The 21,122-nt window shown below is 44.3% G+C and carries 18 protein-coding genes; 5 read left to right on the plus strand and 13 right to left on the minus strand.

Going from position 1 to position 21,122, the window contains the following annotated elements; all coding sequences use genetic code 11:
• Nucleotides 1-42: 42 nt before the first annotated feature.
• The 4 genes from AC5O63_RS00515 to tesA all read right to left on the minus strand — a co-directional run bounded on the left by AC5O63_RS00515 (nucleotide 43) and on the right by tesA (nucleotide 5,783).
• Nucleotides 43-1,698, minus strand: a complete 1,656-nt coding sequence (locus tag AC5O63_RS00515) for a P-loop domain-containing protein (protein ID WP_494503505.1) — start codon at nucleotides 1,696-1,698, stop codon at nucleotides 43-45.
• 78 nt (nucleotides 1,699-1,776) lie between these two features.
• The gene (locus AC5O63_RS00520) at nucleotides 1,777-3,699 is read right to left on the minus strand and encodes a bifunctional diguanylate cyclase/phosphodiesterase (RefSeq protein WP_494503506.1); all 1,923 of its coding nucleotides are present in this window, start codon (nucleotides 3,697-3,699) and stop codon (nucleotides 1,777-1,779) included.
• Nucleotides 3,700-3,915: 216 nt separating this feature from the next.
• Nucleotides 3,916-5,106, minus strand: a complete 1,191-nt coding sequence (gene fabV / locus AC5O63_RS00525; RefSeq protein ID WP_494503507.1) for an enoyl-ACP reductase FabV — start codon at nucleotides 5,104-5,106, stop codon at nucleotides 3,916-3,918.
• 77 nt (nucleotides 5,107-5,183) lie between these two features.
• A complete protein-coding gene (gene tesA, locus AC5O63_RS00530) occupies nucleotides 5,184-5,783 on the minus strand; it encodes a multifunctional acyl-CoA thioesterase I/protease I/lysophospholipase L1 (protein WP_004749657.1) in 600 nt (199 codons plus the stop codon).
• On the opposite strand from tesA, the gene AC5O63_RS00535 reads away from it, so the two are divergent.
• The 3 genes from AC5O63_RS00535 (at nucleotide 5,782) to AC5O63_RS00545 (ending at nucleotide 10,631) form a co-directional block, all read left to right on the plus strand.
• Nucleotides 5,782-6,453, plus strand: coding sequence for an ABC transporter ATP-binding protein (locus AC5O63_RS00535; RefSeq protein ID WP_494503508.1), 672 nt, complete (start codon nucleotides 5,782-5,784; stop codon nucleotides 6,451-6,453). The two genes, tesA and AC5O63_RS00535, sit on opposite strands and share 2 nt — an antisense overlap.
• A 2-nt stretch (nucleotides 6,454-6,455) precedes the next feature.
• Nucleotides 6,456-8,897, plus strand: coding sequence for an ABC transporter permease (locus AC5O63_RS00540; protein WP_494503509.1), 2,442 nt, complete (start codon nucleotides 6,456-6,458; stop codon nucleotides 8,895-8,897).
• Nucleotides 8,898-9,185: 288 nt separating this feature from the next.
• Nucleotides 9,186-10,631, plus strand: a complete 1,446-nt coding sequence (locus tag AC5O63_RS00545) for an FAD-dependent oxidoreductase (protein WP_494503510.1) — start codon at nucleotides 9,186-9,188, stop codon at nucleotides 10,629-10,631.
• A gap of 20 nt (nucleotides 10,632-10,651) precedes the next feature.
• On the opposite strand, the gene AC5O63_RS00550 is transcribed toward AC5O63_RS00545, so the two are convergent.
• From AC5O63_RS00550 to AC5O63_RS00560, 3 genes are read right to left on the minus strand one after another with little or no spacing between them, the layout of a single operon-like run.
• A complete protein-coding gene (locus AC5O63_RS00550) occupies nucleotides 10,652-11,584 on the minus strand; it encodes a 5-oxoprolinase subunit C family protein (protein WP_494503511.1) in 933 nt (310 codons plus the stop codon).
• Nucleotides 11,581-12,288, minus strand: a complete 708-nt coding sequence (locus AC5O63_RS00555; protein ID WP_494503512.1) for a 5-oxoprolinase subunit B family protein — start codon at nucleotides 12,286-12,288, stop codon at nucleotides 11,581-11,583. Before AC5O63_RS00555 ends, AC5O63_RS00550 begins: the two co-directional genes overlap by 4 nt.
• Nucleotides 12,285-13,040: a 5-oxoprolinase subunit PxpA gene (locus AC5O63_RS00560; RefSeq protein WP_486796617.1), complete on the minus strand. Its 756-nt coding sequence runs from the start codon at nucleotides 13,038-13,040 to the stop codon at nucleotides 12,285-12,287. Before AC5O63_RS00560 ends, AC5O63_RS00555 begins: the two co-directional genes overlap by 4 nt.
• A 318-nt stretch (nucleotides 13,041-13,358) precedes the next feature.
• Here AC5O63_RS00560 and AC5O63_RS00565 point away from each other — a divergent pair, with 318 nt between their 5' ends.
• Together AC5O63_RS00565 and galE are read left to right on the plus strand one after the other, a co-directional pair.
• Complete coding sequence (locus AC5O63_RS00565; RefSeq protein WP_494503513.1) at nucleotides 13,359-15,254, plus strand: diguanylate cyclase domain-containing protein; 1,896 nt, start codon at nucleotides 13,359-13,361, stop codon at nucleotides 15,252-15,254.
• A gap of 61 nt (nucleotides 15,255-15,315) precedes the next feature.
• Nucleotides 15,316-16,329: a UDP-glucose 4-epimerase GalE gene (gene galE, locus AC5O63_RS00570; RefSeq protein WP_171323468.1), complete on the plus strand. Its 1,014-nt coding sequence runs from the start codon at nucleotides 15,316-15,318 to the stop codon at nucleotides 16,327-16,329.
• Between the two features lie 122 nt (nucleotides 16,330-16,451).
• Here galE and AC5O63_RS00575 read toward each other — a convergent pair whose 3' ends face one another.
• From AC5O63_RS00575 to napF, 6 genes are all read right to left on the minus strand, one after another.
• Nucleotides 16,452-16,589 carry a TIGR02808 family protein gene (locus AC5O63_RS00575; protein WP_004748074.1) on the minus strand — a complete coding sequence of 46 codons (138 nt, stop codon included), beginning with the start codon at nucleotides 16,587-16,589 and terminating at the stop codon, nucleotides 16,452-16,454.
• A gap of 12 nt (nucleotides 16,590-16,601) precedes the next feature.
• Entirely contained in the window at nucleotides 16,602-17,180 is a 579-nt protein-coding gene (locus AC5O63_RS00580; protein ID WP_004748077.1) for a NapC/NirT family cytochrome c, read from the minus strand.
• Between the two features lie 26 nt (nucleotides 17,181-17,206).
• Nucleotides 17,207-17,662, minus strand: a complete 456-nt coding sequence (locus AC5O63_RS00585; protein ID WP_004748078.1) for a nitrate reductase cytochrome c-type subunit — start codon at nucleotides 17,660-17,662, stop codon at nucleotides 17,207-17,209.
• A gap of 72 nt (nucleotides 17,663-17,734) precedes the next feature.
• A complete protein-coding gene (gene napA / locus AC5O63_RS00590) occupies nucleotides 17,735-20,224 on the minus strand; it encodes a periplasmic nitrate reductase subunit alpha (protein WP_004748080.1) in 2,490 nt (829 codons plus the stop codon).
• Entirely contained in the window at nucleotides 20,221-20,532 is a 312-nt protein-coding gene (locus AC5O63_RS00595; RefSeq protein ID WP_239854627.1) for a chaperone NapD, read from the minus strand. The genes napA and AC5O63_RS00595 overlap by 4 nt, the downstream gene beginning before the upstream one ends.
• A 14-nt stretch (nucleotides 20,533-20,546) precedes the next feature.
• A complete protein-coding gene (napF, locus tag AC5O63_RS00600; protein ID WP_171323483.1) occupies nucleotides 20,547-21,029 on the minus strand; it encodes a ferredoxin-type protein NapF in 483 nt (160 codons plus the stop codon).
• Nucleotides 21,030-21,122 lie beyond the last annotated feature (93 nt).

Consider the following 21,122-nt stretch of genomic DNA (forward strand, 5'->3'; position numbering starts at 1 on the left):
CCAATCAATAGGCGCTTTATACATCAGTTTACCGTTTTAACCTCATTTGGAAGGTCGAAACTGAGACTTACGCATGCGATTGAGGGCTGCTAGAACATCAAGTACACGCGGTTTGGCTAAGTCGCCTTGATTTGGCATGGTAGTGTACCAATCATCACTTAAATAGCGCTCAATATCCTTGGCTGGAAGTTTAGACCAACCTGGTTGCTGAGCAAACTGGAACCAAACCCAACCAAGCGCATTAAGCTCATTAGTGGTTTCTAATTGCTCCAAGGCACTTAGGTCGGTGTACTCTTTACCAAACCTTAATGAATCACGCCCTTTGGCGGCGATTCTAAATTTACCTTCGCTCAAAATTTTCTGTAGCGCCGCACAGTTAAACCCTCGCGGGCGGAATGACTCTAGGCTAGACTCACTTTCATTCTGTCTTTGCGTAGGGTGTAATTGGACAACTTGTTTGGCTTTTTCCGTCACATCGATTGCTTGGTAGTCATGCATTTGAATGACAGTGTCAGCAACATCTAAGTAGTCACCAGAGCCGCCCATAACGACGATAGTTGAAACATCGAGTTGTTCATTAAGCTGTGCAATTCGATCTACCAAAGGCGTGATTGGCTCATCACCCTTACTCACTAGTGCCTGCATGCGTTCATCTCGAATCATAAAGTTCGTTGCTGAAGTATCTTCATCAATCAAAATGGCCTTTGCGCCGGACTCAATGGACTCCTGTAGCCAAGCGGCTTGTGATGTAGAACCCGAAGCGTCTTGAGTAGAAAAATCTGAAGTATCCTTACCCATTGGTAGATGGTTGATGTAATTCGATAGGTTAAGCGAATGTACGCAACGGCCATCTTCCGCTTTTATCTTCATAGCAAGCGTATTTGTGACGATACGCTCACGACCATCGCCCGGGATGTGATCGTAAATTGAACGCTCAATGGCGTTGAGCAAGGTTGATTTGCCGTGAAAGCCACCACCGACGATTAACGTGATTCCTTTAGGAATACCTAAACCTTTAACTTCTCCACTATTCGGGGTGGTTAAAGTCACTTCAAGCGCTTGAGGAGCGACAAACTCAACGGCCTCTTTCATCGGCAAGTCGCAGTTTCCTGAAATTCGAGGTAAGACAGAACCGTTACCGACAAACGCAAGTAGCCCTTTGCTTTCTAGTTGGCTACGTAGCGCCGTCTGATCTTCAATCACTTGGCAGTGCTTGATCAGCGCTTGCTGATCGAGTTCGCGCTCCAGTGTCGCTTTGCGAATAAATTTAGGCAGATGGAAGGTAAGTATGTTGTCTGCTTTCTTACCAAGAACTGAACGACCTTCAGCAGGTAAATTGATTCTAAATCGTAACTCTATTCCTTGTTCGGTGAATAGCACAGCAGTGTTATCCAACACAGTTTGGCCTGTCAGTGCAATGCTGACGCTCGCTTCTTGCTTGGCAAACTGAGCAAAGCTTCGCGCAATAAAATCACGAGCTGCAATTTGATAAGAAGGGGAAGTTTCGCGCAGCCAAGCTAATCCTGTAACTGACCAAGGACGAATGGCACGAACGCGTGAAGCAGAGGCGCATGGGTCACCCTGAACATAATCAATATGGAATGTATAGTCGCCAAAATCGTACTCGCCTTTAAGTTGTTGGTAGGCGTGGTAGTTTTGCTTTTCTATTTTTTTGAGTGTAGCGGAGAGTTGATCCATATTGATCTCTATTGTGGGAACAAGAAAGACGAGGATTATAGAAATCGCTCGTCTCGGAGTAAAGCAATTGTGGATTAACTAAGAATATGAGTACTTAGGAGATAAGTTGTTCTGGTTTAACAGATGCAATTCAAACTCATCATATGGCATGGGTTTACCGTAGAGGAAGCCCTGACCAATGTCACAGCCTTCAGCCAGTATAAAGGACTCATGCTCGTTGTTTTCGATACCTTCAACGGTAACTTTAAGGTTAAGCTTTTTGGCAATTGAAATAATAGAGCGGACAATTTCCTTGTCTTCATCACTGTGAGATAACTGATGAACGAAACTTTTGTCTACCTTGATGGCATCAAATGGAAACTTTTTCAAATAGTTAAACGAAGCATAACCTGTACCAAAGTCGTCTAGTGACAATGTCACGCCAAGTTCACTGAGAGAAATCAGTGTATTACGCGCAACCACCTCATTGGCAATTAATCCGCTTTCGGTCACTTCTAATTCTAAGTATTGGGCTGGCAGTTGATAGGCAACCAACAAATCTTTTACCTGATTGACGAACTGGGGGCTCTGAAGTTGTACTGCCGAGACATTAACACTGATAACAAAATCGCTGACATGTGTTGCCCATTCAGCCGCTTTCTGTATTGCCGATCGAAGGACGAAGCTTCCGACCTCGAAAATTAATCCGTTCTGTTCAGCTAGGTGGATCAGTGTTTCATTAGAAATATCGCCAAGTATCGGATGACGCCAACGGAGTAGGGCTTCTGCACCAATCCAACGATGGGTAAGTGGAGATACTTTGGGTTGGAAGTAGAGCAATAAGTCTTCATTACGCACAGCTTGAAGTAAGTAGCTCTCTAGTTGGCTGATGTTTTTTTGCGTGTCTGAAATGTCTTGAGAATAGAAGCTGAACTTATGCCCGGAGTCTTTACATGACTGCATCGCTTCTGCTGCATACTTAAGTAACGATTTTGCTGACTGGGTATCATCTGAACTCGCGACACCAATATAGCTATGGAGGTGCAGATGTTCGCCTTCGACTACAAATTCAGTCTGGCTAACGTCAACAAGTTCGCGGCATAAGGTGTTGATATCATTTTCGTATTGGTGCGTTTTGAAAACAAATGCTAAATCTGTTGATGATGGTCGGGCTGTGACGACGTTTAACTGCGTGTGTTGAGTGAGACGTTGACGGAATTCCTTAAGGACATCTTCCCAAGCGCCATAACCGTACTTGGCTTGAATTCTTCTTCCATTTGTAAAGCCTATGTGTAAAAGGCCAATTTTAAAATGGTCGTCTAGATGGGCTTCTAAAGGCAAGATATCGAGAAGTTGCTGTGTTTCTGATTCCAAAGCGTTTCGGTTTAAAAAACCTGTCCCGAGATCATGCAGTTGTTGATAACGGATTTTACGCTCAGCAGCGCGGCGTTTATCGATTTCTAAGTTGAGAGAATAATTGAGATCAACCAGATCTTGAGTACGAGTACTGACTCTTGATTCAAGCTCTAGGTTAAGTTGCTGCAAATAGTGATTTTGATAAAGGGTTTTAAGCTGAGCCTCTACAGAGTCTCTAAATGAAATAAGCAGTTGCTGGTAGGTATCACCAAACGGATTCTCTCGATCGTCGAGTACGCAAATTGTGCCAAACATATCGCCATTTGGCCAACGTACAGGTAAGCCGCAATAAGCCAGCAGTCCAAATTTCATATCTGGGTTATTGCACCATTTCTCATCCGCACTAGCGTTTGGCACAACAAGCTGTCTATTTTCATTCACGACAGTTTCACAGTACAAACCCTGTCCGAGAGTTTCACTATCACTGATATGGTAAGGGTGCGTACGGTTATTGTTGGCAGAGAATACTTCAATATGCTCTTTATGTATTCTCATTATCAATGCTGCAGGAACGTTAACTATCTCTGCGAGTAGATTGACGATTGTTTGCCAATTGTCACTCATGTCTTCAGGAATAGTAATCGTCCCTGTATTCAACTTAGACATATTTGATCCCTGTGGGCTAATGTACCAATCCGAGCATTCCGTGCTCTCTTTAATAATAGTCGTAGAAACAGTCATTGAAACAAAGATTAAGTAATTGACGCAAACTTGAGAGTTAGCATGCATCATGGATCCGGTAAATAAAAGCCCTAAACGATGGTTTAAGGCTCTGTCTATATGCATGTCTCAAAAATGAGATGACGTTTTTAAACAATAGGTTTATTTGATGTAATTATCAATAGCAATATCAGTTAAATAGTTAATGTTTTCGTAACCAAATCCGTTCAGATTGAGAAACTCTTGCTTAAACCCTGCATAGTCACCAAGCTGTTTAAAGTTAGATTCATTGAGTTGTTCAAGAATTTCACTGACGCGTTGTTGAGTCGTTCGATTGAGTTCCCAGTCATCCATCCGGATCAGGCGTTCACAATCCACTGGGGGGTGCTGAGGTTGATAAAGTTTGGTCGCAAACAGACGTTGCATTTGCTCAATGCAGCCTTCATGCGTTCCTTGCTCTTTCATAACTTTGTAAAGAGCAATGATATAAGGGCTAAGTGCAGGAATAAATACGCTCGCTTTGGTCACTAAAGCTTTACATACTGTGGCGTAAGCGCCACCGCCATAGTTCGCTAGTTTGAGGTTCAACGAATGGCTAGTTTGGTGCAAATCGATTTTAGCTCTTCCAAGCGTGCCATCGAGATAGATAGGGTGAGTGCACTCTGGCCCGACATATGAAAAAGCAATGGTTTTACAACCATGAGCGATTGACTCTGAGTTGATTAAGGCGTTGATCCAATCTTCCCAATCTTCCCCCCCCATCACCTTAAGTGTTGATTCTTCTTCCTGTATTGTTGCTGGCGGTAATGTGGTTTGATGCCATTCATCAGTCTCTAACATTAGAGTGGCTCCGGTGACAGGCTCTCCAATTGGTTTTATGGCAGAACGCCATAGTTCGCCGGTGTTTGGATTTGGCCTGACACCACTGGCTAGACTGTAAATAACGAGGTCAACTTCACCTTCGAAATAGGTCTCTATCGCTTCAATTACCTCTTCTTTGAGCTGCTTCGAGAAAGCATCGCCGTGAATGTTGATGGCGATTCTATTTTCTTGCTCAGCAGCCTTTTTAAAGTAGTAGTTGTTATAGAACCCGGCAGATCCTGTTCTTTGTTCAGTCGGTGATTTTTCCAATGAGACGCTAATGGTGTCCGCGTTAGCCCCACCGAAAGTCAGAGCGATTCTTGCCGACAGACCTAGACCTGAAGATCCGCCGATAATGAGCACTCTCTTAGGTCCTTGCTTAATGGGATTGGCAGACTTTACATACGCAATTTGATTAGATACAGATTGTTCGCAGCCGAGTGGATGGGCACTTCGTGCGACAACACCATCGATGATGGGCTCAATGATCATACAGTCTCCTTTAGCCAACAATTGGCAACTTATCCAAGCTAGCGTAAAGCTTTGTAAAGTTTATTGAGCTAAAGCAATTAGAAGTGATTTATTAACTCATCTGCAACAAAATTAGAAATCCAAGGTTGAGCTTCAGGCTTTGGATGCAAACCGTCGGACATCATCCATTCTGGTTTTATGATGACGCCTTCAAGGAAAAAGGGCAGCAGAGGGACATCAAGGTTTTGTGACACTTTCGGGTAGACAGAGGCGAATGCTTCAGTGTAGCGTTTTCCATAGTTTGGCAGAATGTGAATCTGCATAAGTAGTGGCGTTGCGTCTGAATCTCGAATCATAGTAATCATGTCTGACAGGTTCTTTTGCACTATTCCTGTTGGAAAACCTCGTAACCCATCGTTAGCACCTAGCTCAATGAGGACGTATTCTGGGTTATGTTGTTGGAGTAACTGAGGAAGTCGTGCCAGACCATTGCCTGTCGTATCACCAGAGATGCTGGCGTTGATGACCGAGACTTGTTGACCGCTTTTAGCGAGATCATCCGTAAGAAGAGAAGGCCAAGCCTGTTCGATAGGCATTTGATAACCAGCGCTTAAGCTATCACCTAAAATCATAAGGGTTTTGCTGTAAGCAGGATTTACAGACAAAAGTAGAAGAACAAGGGAAAGTAGTCGAAACATGCAAACATCCGTAATCAAAGCACAATCATTGTCTAAAGTAGTCTCTACCAAACAAGAACAATTAACAATCCTTGATGATGTAAATCTAGACATCAAAGAAGGTGAGAGTGTGGCTATCGTCGGGACATCTGGCGCTGGGAAATCGACATTGATGACTCTACTGGCGGGATTAGATACACCGACTCAAGGGGAAGTCGACTTGCTAGGTAAACCTCTTCACAGTCTGACTGATGAAGAGCGTGCGGCTATCCGCAGTGAATCTGTTGGTTTTGTTTTTCAAAGCTTTCTTCTCATCCCAAGTCTGTCTGCATTAGATAATGTTACTTTACCTTGTCTATTAAAAGGAGAGCCTGAAGACAAGACTCGAGCCATTAGTTTGTTGGAGTCGGTTGGGCTAGGGAGTCGTATTCACCATTCGCCCTCCCAACTATCGGGTGGTGAGCAGCAACGTGTCGCTTTAGCTCGTGCCTTTATGATTCAACCAAAAATTCTCTTTGCTGATGAGCCGACGGGTAACTTAGATCAACAAACCGCATCAACCGTGGTGGAGCTGTTATTTTCATTGAACAAAGAGCATGGCACGACACTCGTTTTGGTTACGCATGACTCAAAATTGGCTGAGCGCTGTGACCGAACCTTCAAAATGAAAGCCGGTAAGTTGGAGGATTAACCATGTCTAATTCAGCTTCGGCTTCTTTGAACAGGCGGTTGGTAAAATGGAGTACAAGTGAGATCAGACAAGGGCAACTTTGGCCTGTCACTATCGCTTTAATCCTAATAATTGCTTGTATTTTTGCTTTAACAGCCCTTGCAGAGCGTATGGAGCAGGTGGTTGTTAAGCAAGGGAAACAGGCGTTAACCGCGGATACGGTGTTCATATCATCGAACCCAATTAGTGAATCATTTGAGACGTTAGCTGCGGAAAACGAGCTGACGACATCGTCTCAAACGCGATTTGGAACCATGGCGTTTAGTGATAACGGCATGAAACTCATCACGGTTAAAGCGGTCGATAGTCTTTATCCGCTACAAGGTGAGATGGTACTGTCCGATGACAAGCAAAACTACAGTCACGTTAAGCAAGGCGAACTTTGGCTTGATGAACGTCTATTTTCGCAGCTCAATGTCTCTGTAGGTGACGCGGTCACGTTAGGTGATGCCGATTTCATTGTAACCGGACGTATAATTGAAGAGCCGGGACTGAGTTTCAATCCGTTTCAACAAATGCCTTCCGCTTTTATTCACAGTGATGATATTGACCGAACTGGAGCTGTTCAGTTAGGTAGTCGCGTTCGCTACAGTAAGTTCATTAATGGCGACGAAGCGAATATTGAACGCTTAAAGTCAAATATCGAGTTAACGCCAAGTGATCGTTGGCGAGATCAAAATAGCGCAAGTCGGACCAACGAGGTCTTCCAACGTACCGAGCAATATCTTTCACTGACTGTAGCCATTGTGGTGATCATGGCGGCGACAACCTTAGTGTTAACCTGTCAGCACTATGTCACGACCCGACGCAAAACGATCGCAATGCTCAAGAGCTTAGGTGCGAGTAAAAAATGGATCGTGCGTTGGTTGTTGACTCAAGTTTCAATTCTACTTGTCGCCGCAGTCGTACTGGGTGTTTCGTTGGGCGTAGTACTTGAATACCTACTGCGCATCCCATTGGTCGAATTATTGCCCAATCCATTACCTAGCTATGGCTTAAAACCCATCGTTATTTCTGTCATGACCAGTATTCTTATTGCAGTTCCAGCACTTGGAATTCCACTGGTCGGGCTAACCAATGTGAGTGCTGTAAATGTGATGCAGCCACAAGCCGAAACTAATGGCTCAAAGAGCAGATACTGGCTGGTTTTAGTACCCATAATTCCGATGCTGTTAGCCTATTATGACAACCTACTCGTATGGATCGTTCTAGGCGGTATTGTCTCGTTGTTCGCAATACTGGCGTTTGTGAGTGTATTGGCAACTCGCGCTCTAGGTAAAGTTCCGCTTAGCGCAGCGCTCAAACTGGCGTTAAGTAGGATCAACCGCTCAACAATCGCGACAGGCATTCAGTTTGGAGCATTAGCGCTCTCTTTAATGTTGCTGTCTACTATGTGGCTTGTTAGAACAGACTTACTGACAGATTGGCAACGTACGCTACCGAAAGATGCTCCCAATGCCTTTGCTTTGAATATCGCCCCTTATGAGAAAGATGCCTATCTAAAGGTTCTTGATGATGCGGGTATTTTACGCTCAGAAGACTACCCAATTATTCGCGGTCGTGTTGTGAACATCAACGGGGTCGATGCGAAAAGCAAAGCCAAGGGAGAAGAGGGCAGCGATGCGTTAAGACGTGAAATTAACTTTACGTTTGCAACGGGTATTCCAGAGCACAATGAGCTGTTGTCAGGAGAATGGACGCCAAGCAATGGTGTCTCGGTGGAAGCCGATGTAGCTAACGATTTAGGCTTAAAGATTGGTGATGAACTCGAATTTGTTATCAATAGTATTCAAATTAAGGCAAAAGTTAACTCTATCAGGCACGTAGAGTGGCGCGATATGAAGCCAAACTTTTATTTCATCTTTACACCTGATGTTCTAGAGAATATTCCAGCGACTTATTTGGTGAGCTTTAAGGTTGAAGACGAGCATGACGCGCTTTTAAATCAATTATCTCGCCAACATCCAACAGTGAGCCTGATGGATATAAGAGTGATGGGAGCGAAGATTCAAGAACTGTTAGGGCAGATCGTCTGGTCAATTACTCTGCTAGCAGGGATAGGCGTTCTATCTGGTCTTCTACTTATATTTACTCTGTTGCGTTTGAGTTTGGGTCAACGCCAAGAAGAGATTCAACTCTATCGTACTTTGGGAGCCAGTAAAAAGAGGGTTGAACAAACCATCTGGGCCGAATATGGGTTAATGGCACTTGTCGCAGGTGTAATAGCGATTATTGGTTCAGAAATCGTTGTAGGCGCGATTATGATATTTGGGTTTGAACTGCAACCACAGATACATTGGATGCTATGGATACTGCTACCTATTGGTACTTTTTTCACACTTGCTCTAGTTGTGAACAGTTTGATTAAACGCCTCTTAACCCCTATCAATAAAGCGTTTAGCTGATAATACACAGGTCAAGTTATTCAGTTATCCACAAAAACAGTGGATAAAGTTTGGGATAACTTGGCCTGTAGATAACTTCAGATTTCTCGCAGCCCCGAGTAGGCGTAGCTCGGCAAAGATTTGTTATTCACAAAAGTGATTATTTGTTCCTTCTGCATTTTTGAGTCAAGCAGTTTTTTTCATTTTTTTTTCGAAAAAACGTCATAATTTCTCCATGAAAAATTTGTGATTTTATTCATTTAGTATTACCAGTAAAATGCACTGAGAATGAATGAATTAGCCATATAAATGCTATCTAAAACCCAAACGAAGAGTTCACCAAAAATCGCAATTATTGGCGGTGGTATCGCTGGAGCTACTGCTGCAGTTCACATGGCCGAATTAGGTTTAGATGTCCACCTTATAGAAAAAGGTAATGGGCTGATCAGTGGTCCGCCAATATGTCATCTTCATGCTGGTGGAAATTTGTACAGAGAGATCTCTACTGAGCAGTGTATAGAGTTACTTAAGCAATCTATAGATACCGCACGCCTTTATCCACAGACGATTAACCGTAGGCCAACTGTCATTGCTGTGCCTTATTCTGATGGTGGTAGTCCTGAAGAGTTGTATGAAAGGCTGATTACCATTCAATCTTGTTATGCTGAGCTAGTCGCAGAAGACTCAGCGAACAAAGTGTTGGGTGAGCCTTGTGACTATTACAAATTCTACAGTCGAGAAGATTTAGAAGAATTGATAGAGCAGCAACAGCCAACTCAACCCAAATCTATCGATGAGTGGATGATTCCTTTCTCCAAGCATACTGATTTAGACGCACTTAAGTTCCCAGTTGTTGCAGTTGAGGAGCATGGGTGGAGTGTGTTCCGTATTGCTGCATCTGCGACGTTGGCATTAGAAGCGATTCCTAACTGCACCTTAATGACCAATACGCAGGTCATTGGGGTAGAAGAGCGTGCCGATAGCTGGATGATTGAGTGTGTCAGTCAGGACAATGAACCGCAGATTTTAGAATTCGATTTTCTTGTCAATGCCTGCGGCTATGAGACTGGCTCAATCGACGACTTAGCAAATAAACCGCGTGAAAGGCTAGTAGAGTTTAAAGCGGCCTATGTGACCAAGTGGAATGAGTGCAATGAACTTTGGCCTGAAGTCATATTCCACGGACCGCGAGGAACGCCAAATGGAATGGCGCAGCTAACGCCTTATCCTGATGGGGTGTTTCAGTTACATGGCATGACTAAAGATATCACTTTATTCGATGATGGCTTGGTGGCGTCTAATCAATCGACATCACAGCCCCACTTGCCTTTGCGATTGAAGCGTAAAATACAAATAGGCTGGGATGAAGATGTGATTGTGGAAAGAAGTCGAAAGGCGATTGATCATATGGCTCGCTATATTCCCGATTACCAGCAAGCCAATGAGTACGGCACACCACTGTTTGGTGCGCAGCAGATACCGGGTAGAGACGATACGTTAAGAGCTGCTGATGTTACATTTGAAGGTGAGCATTATGCTAGGGTTGAAGTGGTAAAAGGATCGTCTGCCTATGAAGCGGCAATTAAACTGGTGAAGGAGTGGCGATTACACGATTACCAAGATAACAATATTGAATCGCTTCATCCGGTGACGATGAGCCTATCGGCTGAGAATATAGAAGCAAAAGCACGACAACTCGCAATAGAGAGAGCTTACCCTGAGCAACTTGCTAAATACTACGGTTGTTTAAGTTAAAGATGGGCGACTTTGTCGCCCTAATAGCCAAAAAATCGAGCCCATTGGCCCCAAACGTCTTGTAAACCCAACAAATCCCCACGAACGAATCTCACTTTTTGTCCTGGTTTTGCTTGTGCTAACCTTGGCAAATCTATTCGAGCAACACAGCCTATTTTCGGATAGCCACCAATGGTTTGCCTGTCATTTAACAAAACGATAGGCTCACCACTTGGTGTTACTTGTATTGAGCCAAGTGCAATCCCTTCACTCAAATATTCCTTATTGGGAGCGTTGACCTTTGAACCGGAAAGTCGATATCCCATCCGATTGACGAGCTGACTCACTTCAAACTCTTGTGTATAGAGCGAATTGACGGCGTCACGCGAGAAGTCATTGACTTGGTAGCCCTCAATAACGCGTAGCTCCAATGGCAAGTTATAGTCAGGCTTGTATCTGAATGTCATCTGTACACTGCTAGATGATATGGCATGTTGGTCGAACGGTAAAACGTCGCCACTTTGTAACGGCGTCCCATGTGTTAAGCCGCCCAATTGGTCTCGTTCTACGGTCGAAGCACTGCCTAGCTGCCTTGGTATATTAAATCCGCCTTTAATTGCTAGGTAGGCACGCAATCCGTTACGAGGAAGAGCGAAGGTTAAAGTTTGTCCTTTTAAAGCGCGAAATGTCGACCAATTATCGACACTTATGCCGTCTAACTTGGCATTTAGGTCACCACCGGCGATGGCGAGTTCGCAAGAGTGGTGTATCAAAAACTCAGCTTGGCCCAAGGTGATCTCAAGCGTGGGCATGTTAATGGTATTACCCAAAAGGTGGTTTGCCCAGCTATAGGCGTAATCATCAACAGGTCCACCTTGCGCAATACCAAAATGGGCTAAACCAAAGCGGCCAAAATCTTGAATAAGAGTTTGCTGACCAGGTTTCACGACTTCTATGTAGTTTTCAATTGTCATTGCCAACCCTCATTGATTTGACCGCCAAGCGCCAAAAACTCTTTCTTACTTATCGCTGTGAACTTAATTTTGGTGCCAATAGTGAAGGGAAGAATTTTTGAGCTTGTTGGGTGATAAAGCTCAATAGGGCAATTGCCTATGATATTCCAGCCGCCCGGAGTTTCACTTGGATACACTGCAGTTTGATTGTTGGCGATGGCAACGCTGCCTTTAGGGACTTTTACCCTTGGCGTTGGCTTTCTTGGTCGCCTTATAGCTTCATCAACTTCAGAAAGAAAGGCAAATCCCGCAGTAAATCCAATTGCGCCAACGGTGTATTCGGTTTGTGAGTGCGTTTTGATGACGGACTCTATGGATTGACCTAATTCTACGTAATATTCTAGGTCAGGGCCGACGGAAAGATCGTAATAAACTGGTAATTCAATGACTTCAGAAACGTGCGCTTCTGGCATGTTAAGTAGGGCTTGAGTAACTAATTTTTCTAAGTAGGGGACAAACTCGAAAATAGATATACGGTGTGGAAGGTAATCAACAAGTATCGAATCAAACGAAGGGGTAACATTCATTACCCAGGTTCCGAGCTGATTGGTGAGATAATGACTAATCTCGCCAATCACCCAAGAAAGGTGATCATTGGGGGCGCTGTGAAAGCGAATCAAAATCGAGCACTCGGCAACAGGGTCGATAGAGGTATCTATAATCATGTACTTTGACTCTCCTTATCAAGCAGCGAACGAATCTGTTTGATCATGGCGACGCCTTCTTGATTATCACCGTGAACGCATATGGTATCGGCCTCAAGCGCAATTGAAAATCCATCAATAGTTCGGACTTTGCCATATCGTGCTATTTGTAATACCTGATTCAAAATATCTTCATGGTTGGTTAATACCGCTTTGTCTTGTCCACGCGGAGCTAAGAATCCATTGGCTAGATAGCTGCGGTCTGCAAACGCTTCGAAAAGTAGGGGGACGTCGTAGCGATCGGCGATATCAAGGTAGGGTTGGGTATCAGCAACGGCCAGTGTCATTAGCGGTAAACCAAAGCTTGAAACGGCGTCTACCACTGATTCAAAAATAGAAAGGTCTTTCAGCATATCATTGTAGAGAGCGCCATGAGGTTTAACATAGCTAAGGTCTTTGTTGTGGCTATCCGCGAGCCCTTTGATGGCGCCGATCTGATAAATCAACATGTTGGTGATTTCATCAGGAGACAAAACCATACTGCGCCGACCAAAGCCTTGTAGATCAGGGTAGCTAGGATGCGCGCCAATTTGAACATCGTGTTTGATCGCTAGTTTTATCGTTTCATTCATTACTTGCGGATCGGAGGCGTGAAACCCGCAAGCGATATTCGCCATGTGGATATGAGGCATCACAGACTCATCGTTGCCCATTTTCCATGCACCGAAGCTTTCACCCATATCACAATTAAGACAGATCGAACGTTTTTCCATTGAAGAAAAATTTCCTTAATTAAATCATTTACTAAGATGTTTCAATTACTTTAGCTAAACAGTGATCAAACTCATTATTTGGTGAATAATTAATAAAAACAGTTCAATTCGGGGCGCTATCCATGAACTAAGTGTCTATCGTTTGTAGAGAGTGTTGCTACTAGATACATATAGCAATGGAGCCAAGCCGTTTTCTAATCGTCAGTGAGTACAGGAGTGAGATTGATACCATTTAGTCATTTATCTCTAAAGAGTAAGCTATTTGTACCAATAGTTGTTTTTACTGGGATTGTTTTTGTTTTTTCTCAAGGTTACTCCTTGCTTCAGTCCTATCTCACTCAAAAAGACAACCTGCTAAATCGAGCTGATGTTTTAGCAACGGGTGTCGCGCACAGCCTTCAGACCGTCATTCTTGCTGGTGATAAAAAGACGGCTGAAAGAATACTGGTTGCATTTTCAGCCGATGAAGACGTCGTCCGTGTGAAGCTCTACATGACCAATGGCCAACTGTTCGCGATGTATGAAAAGCAGGGTGCAATCGCACCTGTTCCAACAGAAAAGCAGCGTGAGGAGATCCGCCACAGTCGCTATGCCATAAGTGACGAGCACATCTTCTTATTGGTTCCCATTAAAAGTGATTCAGATGTGATTGCTCATTTGCGTATTACGCTCTCTAAACAATCACTTAACGCTATTTATGTGGATGCAATGTCCAATAGTATCAATTATCTATTGTTACTCGCTGTGTCAGCACTTGTACTTTACCTGATGGTAGAGATGTACATTATCAAACCTGTTTATCGGCTGAGCTCTGGAATATGGTCATACATAGAGAATAAGCGCGAAACACTTAACATTAAACATGCGGCAGATGATGAGATAGGCGGGTTGATACAAGCGTTCAACACCATGCTAGAAAGGCTGAAAGAGCGAGATAAGCAAGTCACAAATACACTGACGAAACTAGAACAAGAAAAGGCATTCGCCAATGAAGTGGTAGAGACCGTTAAGCACGCGTTGGTGGTGCTGAATTCCAACGGTGAAGTGGTCCATTTTAATGCGGCAACCTGTGCTATCTTTCGACGAACGCCAGGGTATTTGAAAGGTACATTACTTGTTGAGGTACTCGGGGTCAGTGGTCAGTTCATCATAGCGGAAGCCATGACCAAGGATGCTGAGATAATTGAACGGCAGTTGTGGGTCAAAGATGTGTTTGGTAATCACCAACTGCTAAGTATTACAGCCACTCGACTGAGCAAGGAAGGACAAGTGCTGTTCGCCATTCAAGATGTGACGGAGGTGGAAGCCGCACAGCGGAGGCAGAGACTCGCTGCGGGGGTATTTGAGAACAGCCAGGACGGACTCATCGTCACTAATCCATGCGATACGATTACTATGGTAAACCCTGCGGTATCGAGGCTTCTCGGTCACTCTCAACAGGCTCTATTAGGAAAACGGCCGGATGAGATATTCGATTGGCAACAGTTTAAATCTCTGATGCCTACGATTAAGCAATCGGTCAATGAACATGGTCAATGGCAAGGTGAAGTTTGGGAGAGTCATAAGCTAGGGCATAAAAAAGTCCCCCTATTTGTCAAAGTCTCGCGAATTGCGAGCAGTGAGAATCAAGATGAGTATGATTATGTTTATTTGCTGAGCGATCTTTCAAGCGATAAAGAAATGGAAAGGCTCGATTACCTGGCACATCATGACTCTCTCACTGGCTTGGCGAATAGAACGGAGCTCTATCGAGTACTTGAAACCATGCTTAGATCTGAGCGGCGAAGCTGCTGTGGATTGGCGCTGTTCTATATTGATCTCGATGGATTCAAATCAGTAAATGACACTTACGGCCACGATGCTGGTGATGAAGTGTTGAAGCAGGTCGCTAAACGACTTGTTTCGATGAATGATGATAATGATGTCGTGGCTCGACTTTCTGGTGATGAGTTCGTTGTAGTAACAAATTGCATCAATCCCAAATCGATAGACTCGATAGCATGTATGATCATTGAGTGCTTAGAGAAGCCAATTGATTACAAAGGCGAAGTATTAAAGGTAGGCGCGAGCGTCGGCGTTCAATACACCGAGTACCAAGATGTTGATACCGATAAATTATTGAAAGCGGCAGACACCGCTATGTATCATGCAAAAACAAGTGGAAAGGGTCAATATGTTATCCATCTTGAGAAAAACGAAACAAAAGTCACTTAGCCTCTATGGTTGAGACTTGTTTTGAATTAGCATAAGAGCATGTTTTTAAAAGGTTAGCGACATGAAAGTTTTAGTAACTGGTGGAATGGGTTACATAGGCAGCCACACTTGTATTCAGATGATTGCAGCGGGAATGACTCCTGTTATTTTCGACAATCTCTACAATAGTAAGCAATCGGTATTAGACCGAATCGAGAAAGTCACAGGAATTAGACCTGAGTTTATCGAAGGCGATATTCGCAACAAGCAACCCCTTGTCGATGTATTGCAAGATCATGGTATAGGTGCTGTCATCCATTTCGCCGGTTTAAAAGCAGTAGGTGAATCCGTTGAGTTGCCTCTTGAGTATTACGACAACAATGTCAACGGAACCCTAGTGCTTGTTAGCGCAATGCGTGAAGCAAATGTCAAAACATTGGTCTTTTCGTCTTCTGCAACGGTATACGGCGACCCTGCTTCAGTCCCTATTCGTGAAGACTTCCCGACAAGCGCAACCAATCCTTATGGTCGCAGTAAGCTTATGGTGGAAGAATGCTTGACCGATTTCCAAAAGGCTAATCCAGATTGGAGCATCACCTTACTGCGCTACTTTAATCCTGTTGGTTCGCACCCATCTGGCGAGTTGGGTGAAGATCCTCAGGGTATTCCAAACAACTTAATGCCATTTGTTTCTCAAGTAGCGGTAGGACGTAGAGAGTGTTTATCTGTCTTTGGAGATGACTATCCGACACCTGACGGCACTGGCGTACGTGATTACATCCATGTTATGGATCTATCGGATGGGCATATTGCCGCGTTAAACAAAGTAGGGCATAAATCAGGTCTGCACATCTATAACCTCGGAACAGGCAACGGATCTAGTGTTCTGGATATGGTTAAAGCATTTGAAAAAGCTTCAGGCAAAACCGTTGCTTATAAAGTGGTTGAACGCAGACCGGGCGACATTGCGGAATGTTGGGCAGATCCTGCCAAAGCGAAACAAGACCTAAACTGGCAAGCAGTACGCAGTTTAGAGCAAATGACAGAAGATACTTGGCGTTGGCAATCAAATAACCCGAATGGTTACCCAGAGTAATCTCAACTAAAAGAAGAAAGCCACCTTAGCGAAACTAAGGTGGCTTTTTTTATGTTCGATACAAAATAGGCAAAATTGAACCGAAACTTATAAGGGGAGGTCACTCCCCCTAAATTGTCAGGCTACTCAGCCTCTTTATCTTTTCCTAGCGACAGTAACCACACCGAAACGCCTGCAACGACGGCAAAGCCAGACAAGATGATGACAGGCATAGCGCTATAGCCAAGAACATGCCAAATAACAGATTCTAAAGTACTCATTATTCAGTGCTCCTATTGCCAGCCTTCAATGCCATGCATATCAGGAAGTTTATGGGCGATACCTTTGTGACAGTCAACACAGGTTTTCTCACCAGAAGCCAACGCAGTAGAGTGCTGCTTAGCACTTCTAGAGCCTTGCTCGGAGAAGTCCATGTATTCGAACTGGTGACAGTTTCGACATTCTAGAGAGTCATTTTTCTTCAAGCGCGCCCACTCGCGTTCTGCAAGGTGAGCTCGACGTTCTTGGAATTTCTCTGGCGTATCAATCGTCTTAGTAACAAAGTGTGCAAACAGCTCTTTAGATGCTTGAACTTTACGAACGATTTTATCTGTCCATTCATGCGGTACGTGACAGTCTGAACAAATAGCACGTACGCCCGAACGGTTAGAGTAGTGCACCGTCTCTTGAATTTCCGCAACGATAGGAGCGTGACATCCTGAACAAAATTCTTCAGAGTTGGTCGCTTCCATACCGGTGTTAAACGCGCCCCAGAATAGAAGACCGCCAGCGAAACCCATGAATAAAACCACACCTACTGCTGCTTTACTCGGGCTTGCTAACCGCTTCCAAAACGCTTTCAATAATTTCATAGATAACCTCTTATTTACTCACGTGATTACTTAAGTGCGTCCACACTCTTGAAATCGTTCTCGATTAAAGGTTTCGCGTTTGCTTGAGGAACGTGACACTGCAGACAGAAGTAACGACGAGGAGACATATCAGCGAGAACTGCGTCTTCACGGTTAACGTAGTGGGTTACACTGATTTTCGTCGCACCCATCTCTTTCGCGTTTTTCCAACTGTGACACGATAGACATTTGTTCGCGTTTAACGACACTTCGTAGCTACGAATATTGTGTGGAATTAGAGGTGGTTGGTAAACAAAACTACTCTCTAAAACCTGCTCACGAGGGTACTTTTTAAAGTCATCAGCTGAGCGTGTTGCTTCAAGTTCACTTGCTCCACGTAGTGATTCTAGACCGCCAATACCACCTGGGTTTTCAAGTTCAGCTACTGCAGCGCCACTTACTAGAGCACCTACCGATAACAGTGCAATTAGAAATTTCTTCATTATTCATTCTCCGCCTAATGGCTAAATTCTTGATTCTGACCGCCCTAAATAGGGCAGCCAGAGCATTCATAATTAAGCGATCTTAGTGATCTTAACTGGACACTTCTTAAAGTCTGTCTGCTTAGACAGAGGGTCAGTCGCATCAAGAATCAGCTTGTTAATCAGAATACGTGCGTCAAAGAATGGTACGAATACCAAGCCTTCAGGTGGACGGTTACGGCCGCGAGTTTCTACTCGAACACGAACTTCACCACGTTTGTTTTCTATGAGAACTTCTTCTCCACGACGAACGCCGCGAGCTTTCGCATCTGCAGGGTGCATGTAAACCACAGCATCTGGTACCGCTTTGTATAGCTCTGGTACGCGGCGAGTCATTGTACCTGTATGCCAGTGTTCAAGTACACGGCCAGTACATAGCCACATATCATATTCAGAATCTGGAACCTCAGGTGGCGCTTCATACGGTGCTGAAATGATCCACGCTTTGCCATCTGGCTTGCCGTAGAAGTCCCAACCAGAACCCGCTTTCGCATACGGATCTGAACCTTCTTTGTAGCGCCATAGGGTTTCTTTACCATCGACTACAGGCCAACGTAGACCGCGTACTTGGTGGTAAACATCATATGGTGCTAGGTCGTGCGCTTTACCGCGACCGAAGGTTGCGTACTCTTCGAATAGGCCTTTCTGTACGTAATAACCGAAATGGTGAGCGTCATCGTTGAGTTCACGAGCTTCTTCTACTGGGTACTTATTGATAACACCATTCGCGAACAGCATATCGTACATAGTTTTACCGCGGTACTGAGGCGCGTTTGCAAGTTGTTCTTCAGTCCAAACTTCTTCCATCTTGAAGCGTTTAGAGAACTCCATTACCTGCCATAAGTCTGACTTCGCCTCGCCGACAGTACCTACTTGTTGATACCAAGCTTGAGTACGACGCTCAGCGTTACCATAAGCACCTTCTTTTTCAATCCACATTGCGGTTGGAAGGACTAAGTCAGCAGCTTGTGCTGTCGCTGTTGGGTATGGGTCAGAACAAACGATAAAGTTTTCTGGGTTACGGTAACCCGGCAAACGTTCACCATTGATATTTGGACCCGCTTGCATGTTGTTGTTACACATTACCCAGTAAGCATTAAGCTTGCCGTCTTTTAACATACGGTCTTGCAGAACTGCGTGGTAGCCAGGTTTAGGTGGAATAACACCATCAGGGATGTTCCAAATCTTCTCTGCTACTTTACGGTGTTTAGGGTTAGCCACCACCATATCAGCAGGAAGGCGGTGTGCAAACGTACCTACTTCACGAGCAGTACCACAAGCCGAAGGCTGACCAGTTAACGAGAATGGGCTGTTACCTGGAGTTGAAATCTTACCTGTTAGTAGGTGCAGGTTGTAGATTAAGCTGTTAACCCAAACCCCACGGGTGTGTTGGTTAGTGCCCATAGTCCAAAGAGACATTACTTTGGTATCTGGATCAGCGTACTGCTTCGCAAGACTTAGTAGCTTTTCTTGAGAAACACCAGACATCTCTGCAGACTTCTCTAGCGTGTAAGGAGCAACTGATTTCTTGTACTCCTCAAACGAGATAGAAGACATCTTACCTGAGTTCGGGTTCGCCGCTGCTTTTTGTAGTGGGTCATCGTCACGTAGGCCATAACCGATGTCGGTTGCTGTTTGTTTGAAGTTAGTGTGCTTGTTAACGAAGTCCCAGTTAACCGCATCATTTTCGATAATGTAATTTGCAATATAGTTAGCAATCACGAGGTCAGTTTGTGGTTCAAAGATGTAGCCTTCGTCTGCCAATTCAAAAGAGCGGTGGTAGTACGTAGAAAGTACATTTACCTTAACGTGAGGGTGGCTTAAACGGCGGTCGGTAATACGAGTCCAAAGTACCGGGTGCATTTCTGCCATGTTAGAACCCCAAAGTACGAACGAATCCGCATTTTCGAAGTCATCATAACAACCCATAGGTTCATCGATACCAAATGTACGCATGAAAGCACCTACCGCAGATGCCATACAGTGACGTGCGTTAGGGTCGATGTTGTTTGAACGGAAGCCCGCTTTCATCATTTTAGCAGCAGCATAACCTTCCATTACCGTCCATTGGCCTGAACCAAACATACCAACACCAGAAGGACCTTGCTTCTTAAGTGCTTCTTTCCACTTATCTGCCATAGTGTCAAAAGCAACATCCCAAGAAACTGGAGTGAAGTCACCGTCTTTATCGTACTTGCCATCTTTCATACGAAGTAGTGGCTGAGTCAAGCGGTCTTGACCGTACATGATTTTAGACAGGAAGTAGCCCTTGATACAGTTTAGTCCTTTGTTTACAGGTGCTTCAGGGTCACCTTGTGTCGCAACAACTTTGCCGTTTTGCGTACCTACAAGAACTGAACAGCCAGTACCACAGAAACGACAAGGTGCTTTGTCCCATGTGATTTTAGTTTGGTCTGAGCTAGCGATCAGATTCGTAGCAGATGCTGGCAAGGTGATGCCCGCAACTGCTGCCGCTGATGCTGCTGCGTTTGCCTTAACAAACGCTCGTCTTGTCATCTTCATACTTCACCCTCGGTTTGGGAATATTGAGTTCCAGTGTTGTTATTTTGTGATTCGTCGTCGAGATCGGTTTCGATTTGGTGGTAAACCAAAGCCGTACTCAACACATTTGGGAGATTATTAATGGTTTCGATCGTGTCGGTTATAAAACCTTGGTTCTCAGTTTCCAATACCACTACGATTTTGCCCTCAGGGCTGTCTCCGTAGATCTCAGCATTGTCATACTGCTCAATTTGAGATTTCACTTCACCGAGATGTTCTGGCGAACAATGCACGACTAAGCTCGAAATATGCACTTCGTTCAGTGACATAAACTTCTTCCGTATTAAACTAAATTGCTCACATTGATGGATGAAGTAGGGCAAACTGCTACGCAAGCACCACATCCTGTACATTCATCAAGTTCTAAATTGGGTTGTGCGACTTTGCCTATTTCTAGTTTGAACTTAATTGCCATGGTGTCACACATATCGCCACAGCTTCGGCATTCGACATTTTGCTTCGCTAAACATGCCTCATTGATTAAGGCTTTAGCATTCCAAGGTAAAGATTGTTCATCAGCAAATAATGGTTCTGGGCATACATCCGCGCACTGATAACAAAATGTGCACTCGCCACGAGAAAAATCGATTTGAGGATAACCACCGTCACCTTTAATAATGATGTTCGTTTCACAGACTTCACTGCACTTACCACAACGTGTGCACAAGTCAGTAAATTCGGCACTGTTCACAAGCCAAGGTAGACGAATAGTGTTATCGTCAACGAGACGTTTTGAAAATAGCCGTCTTTTAGTAAGGTCTACCACTATCTTACCCAAGTTTGTTAGATGTTGTTTTTATGGCTAAATAACTGTTCATAAGTTGTAATTTATCCTTACATGGATTGTAGGTTTTGACAT

It is taken from the genome of Vibrio sp. SCP2 (assembly GCF_059295395.1).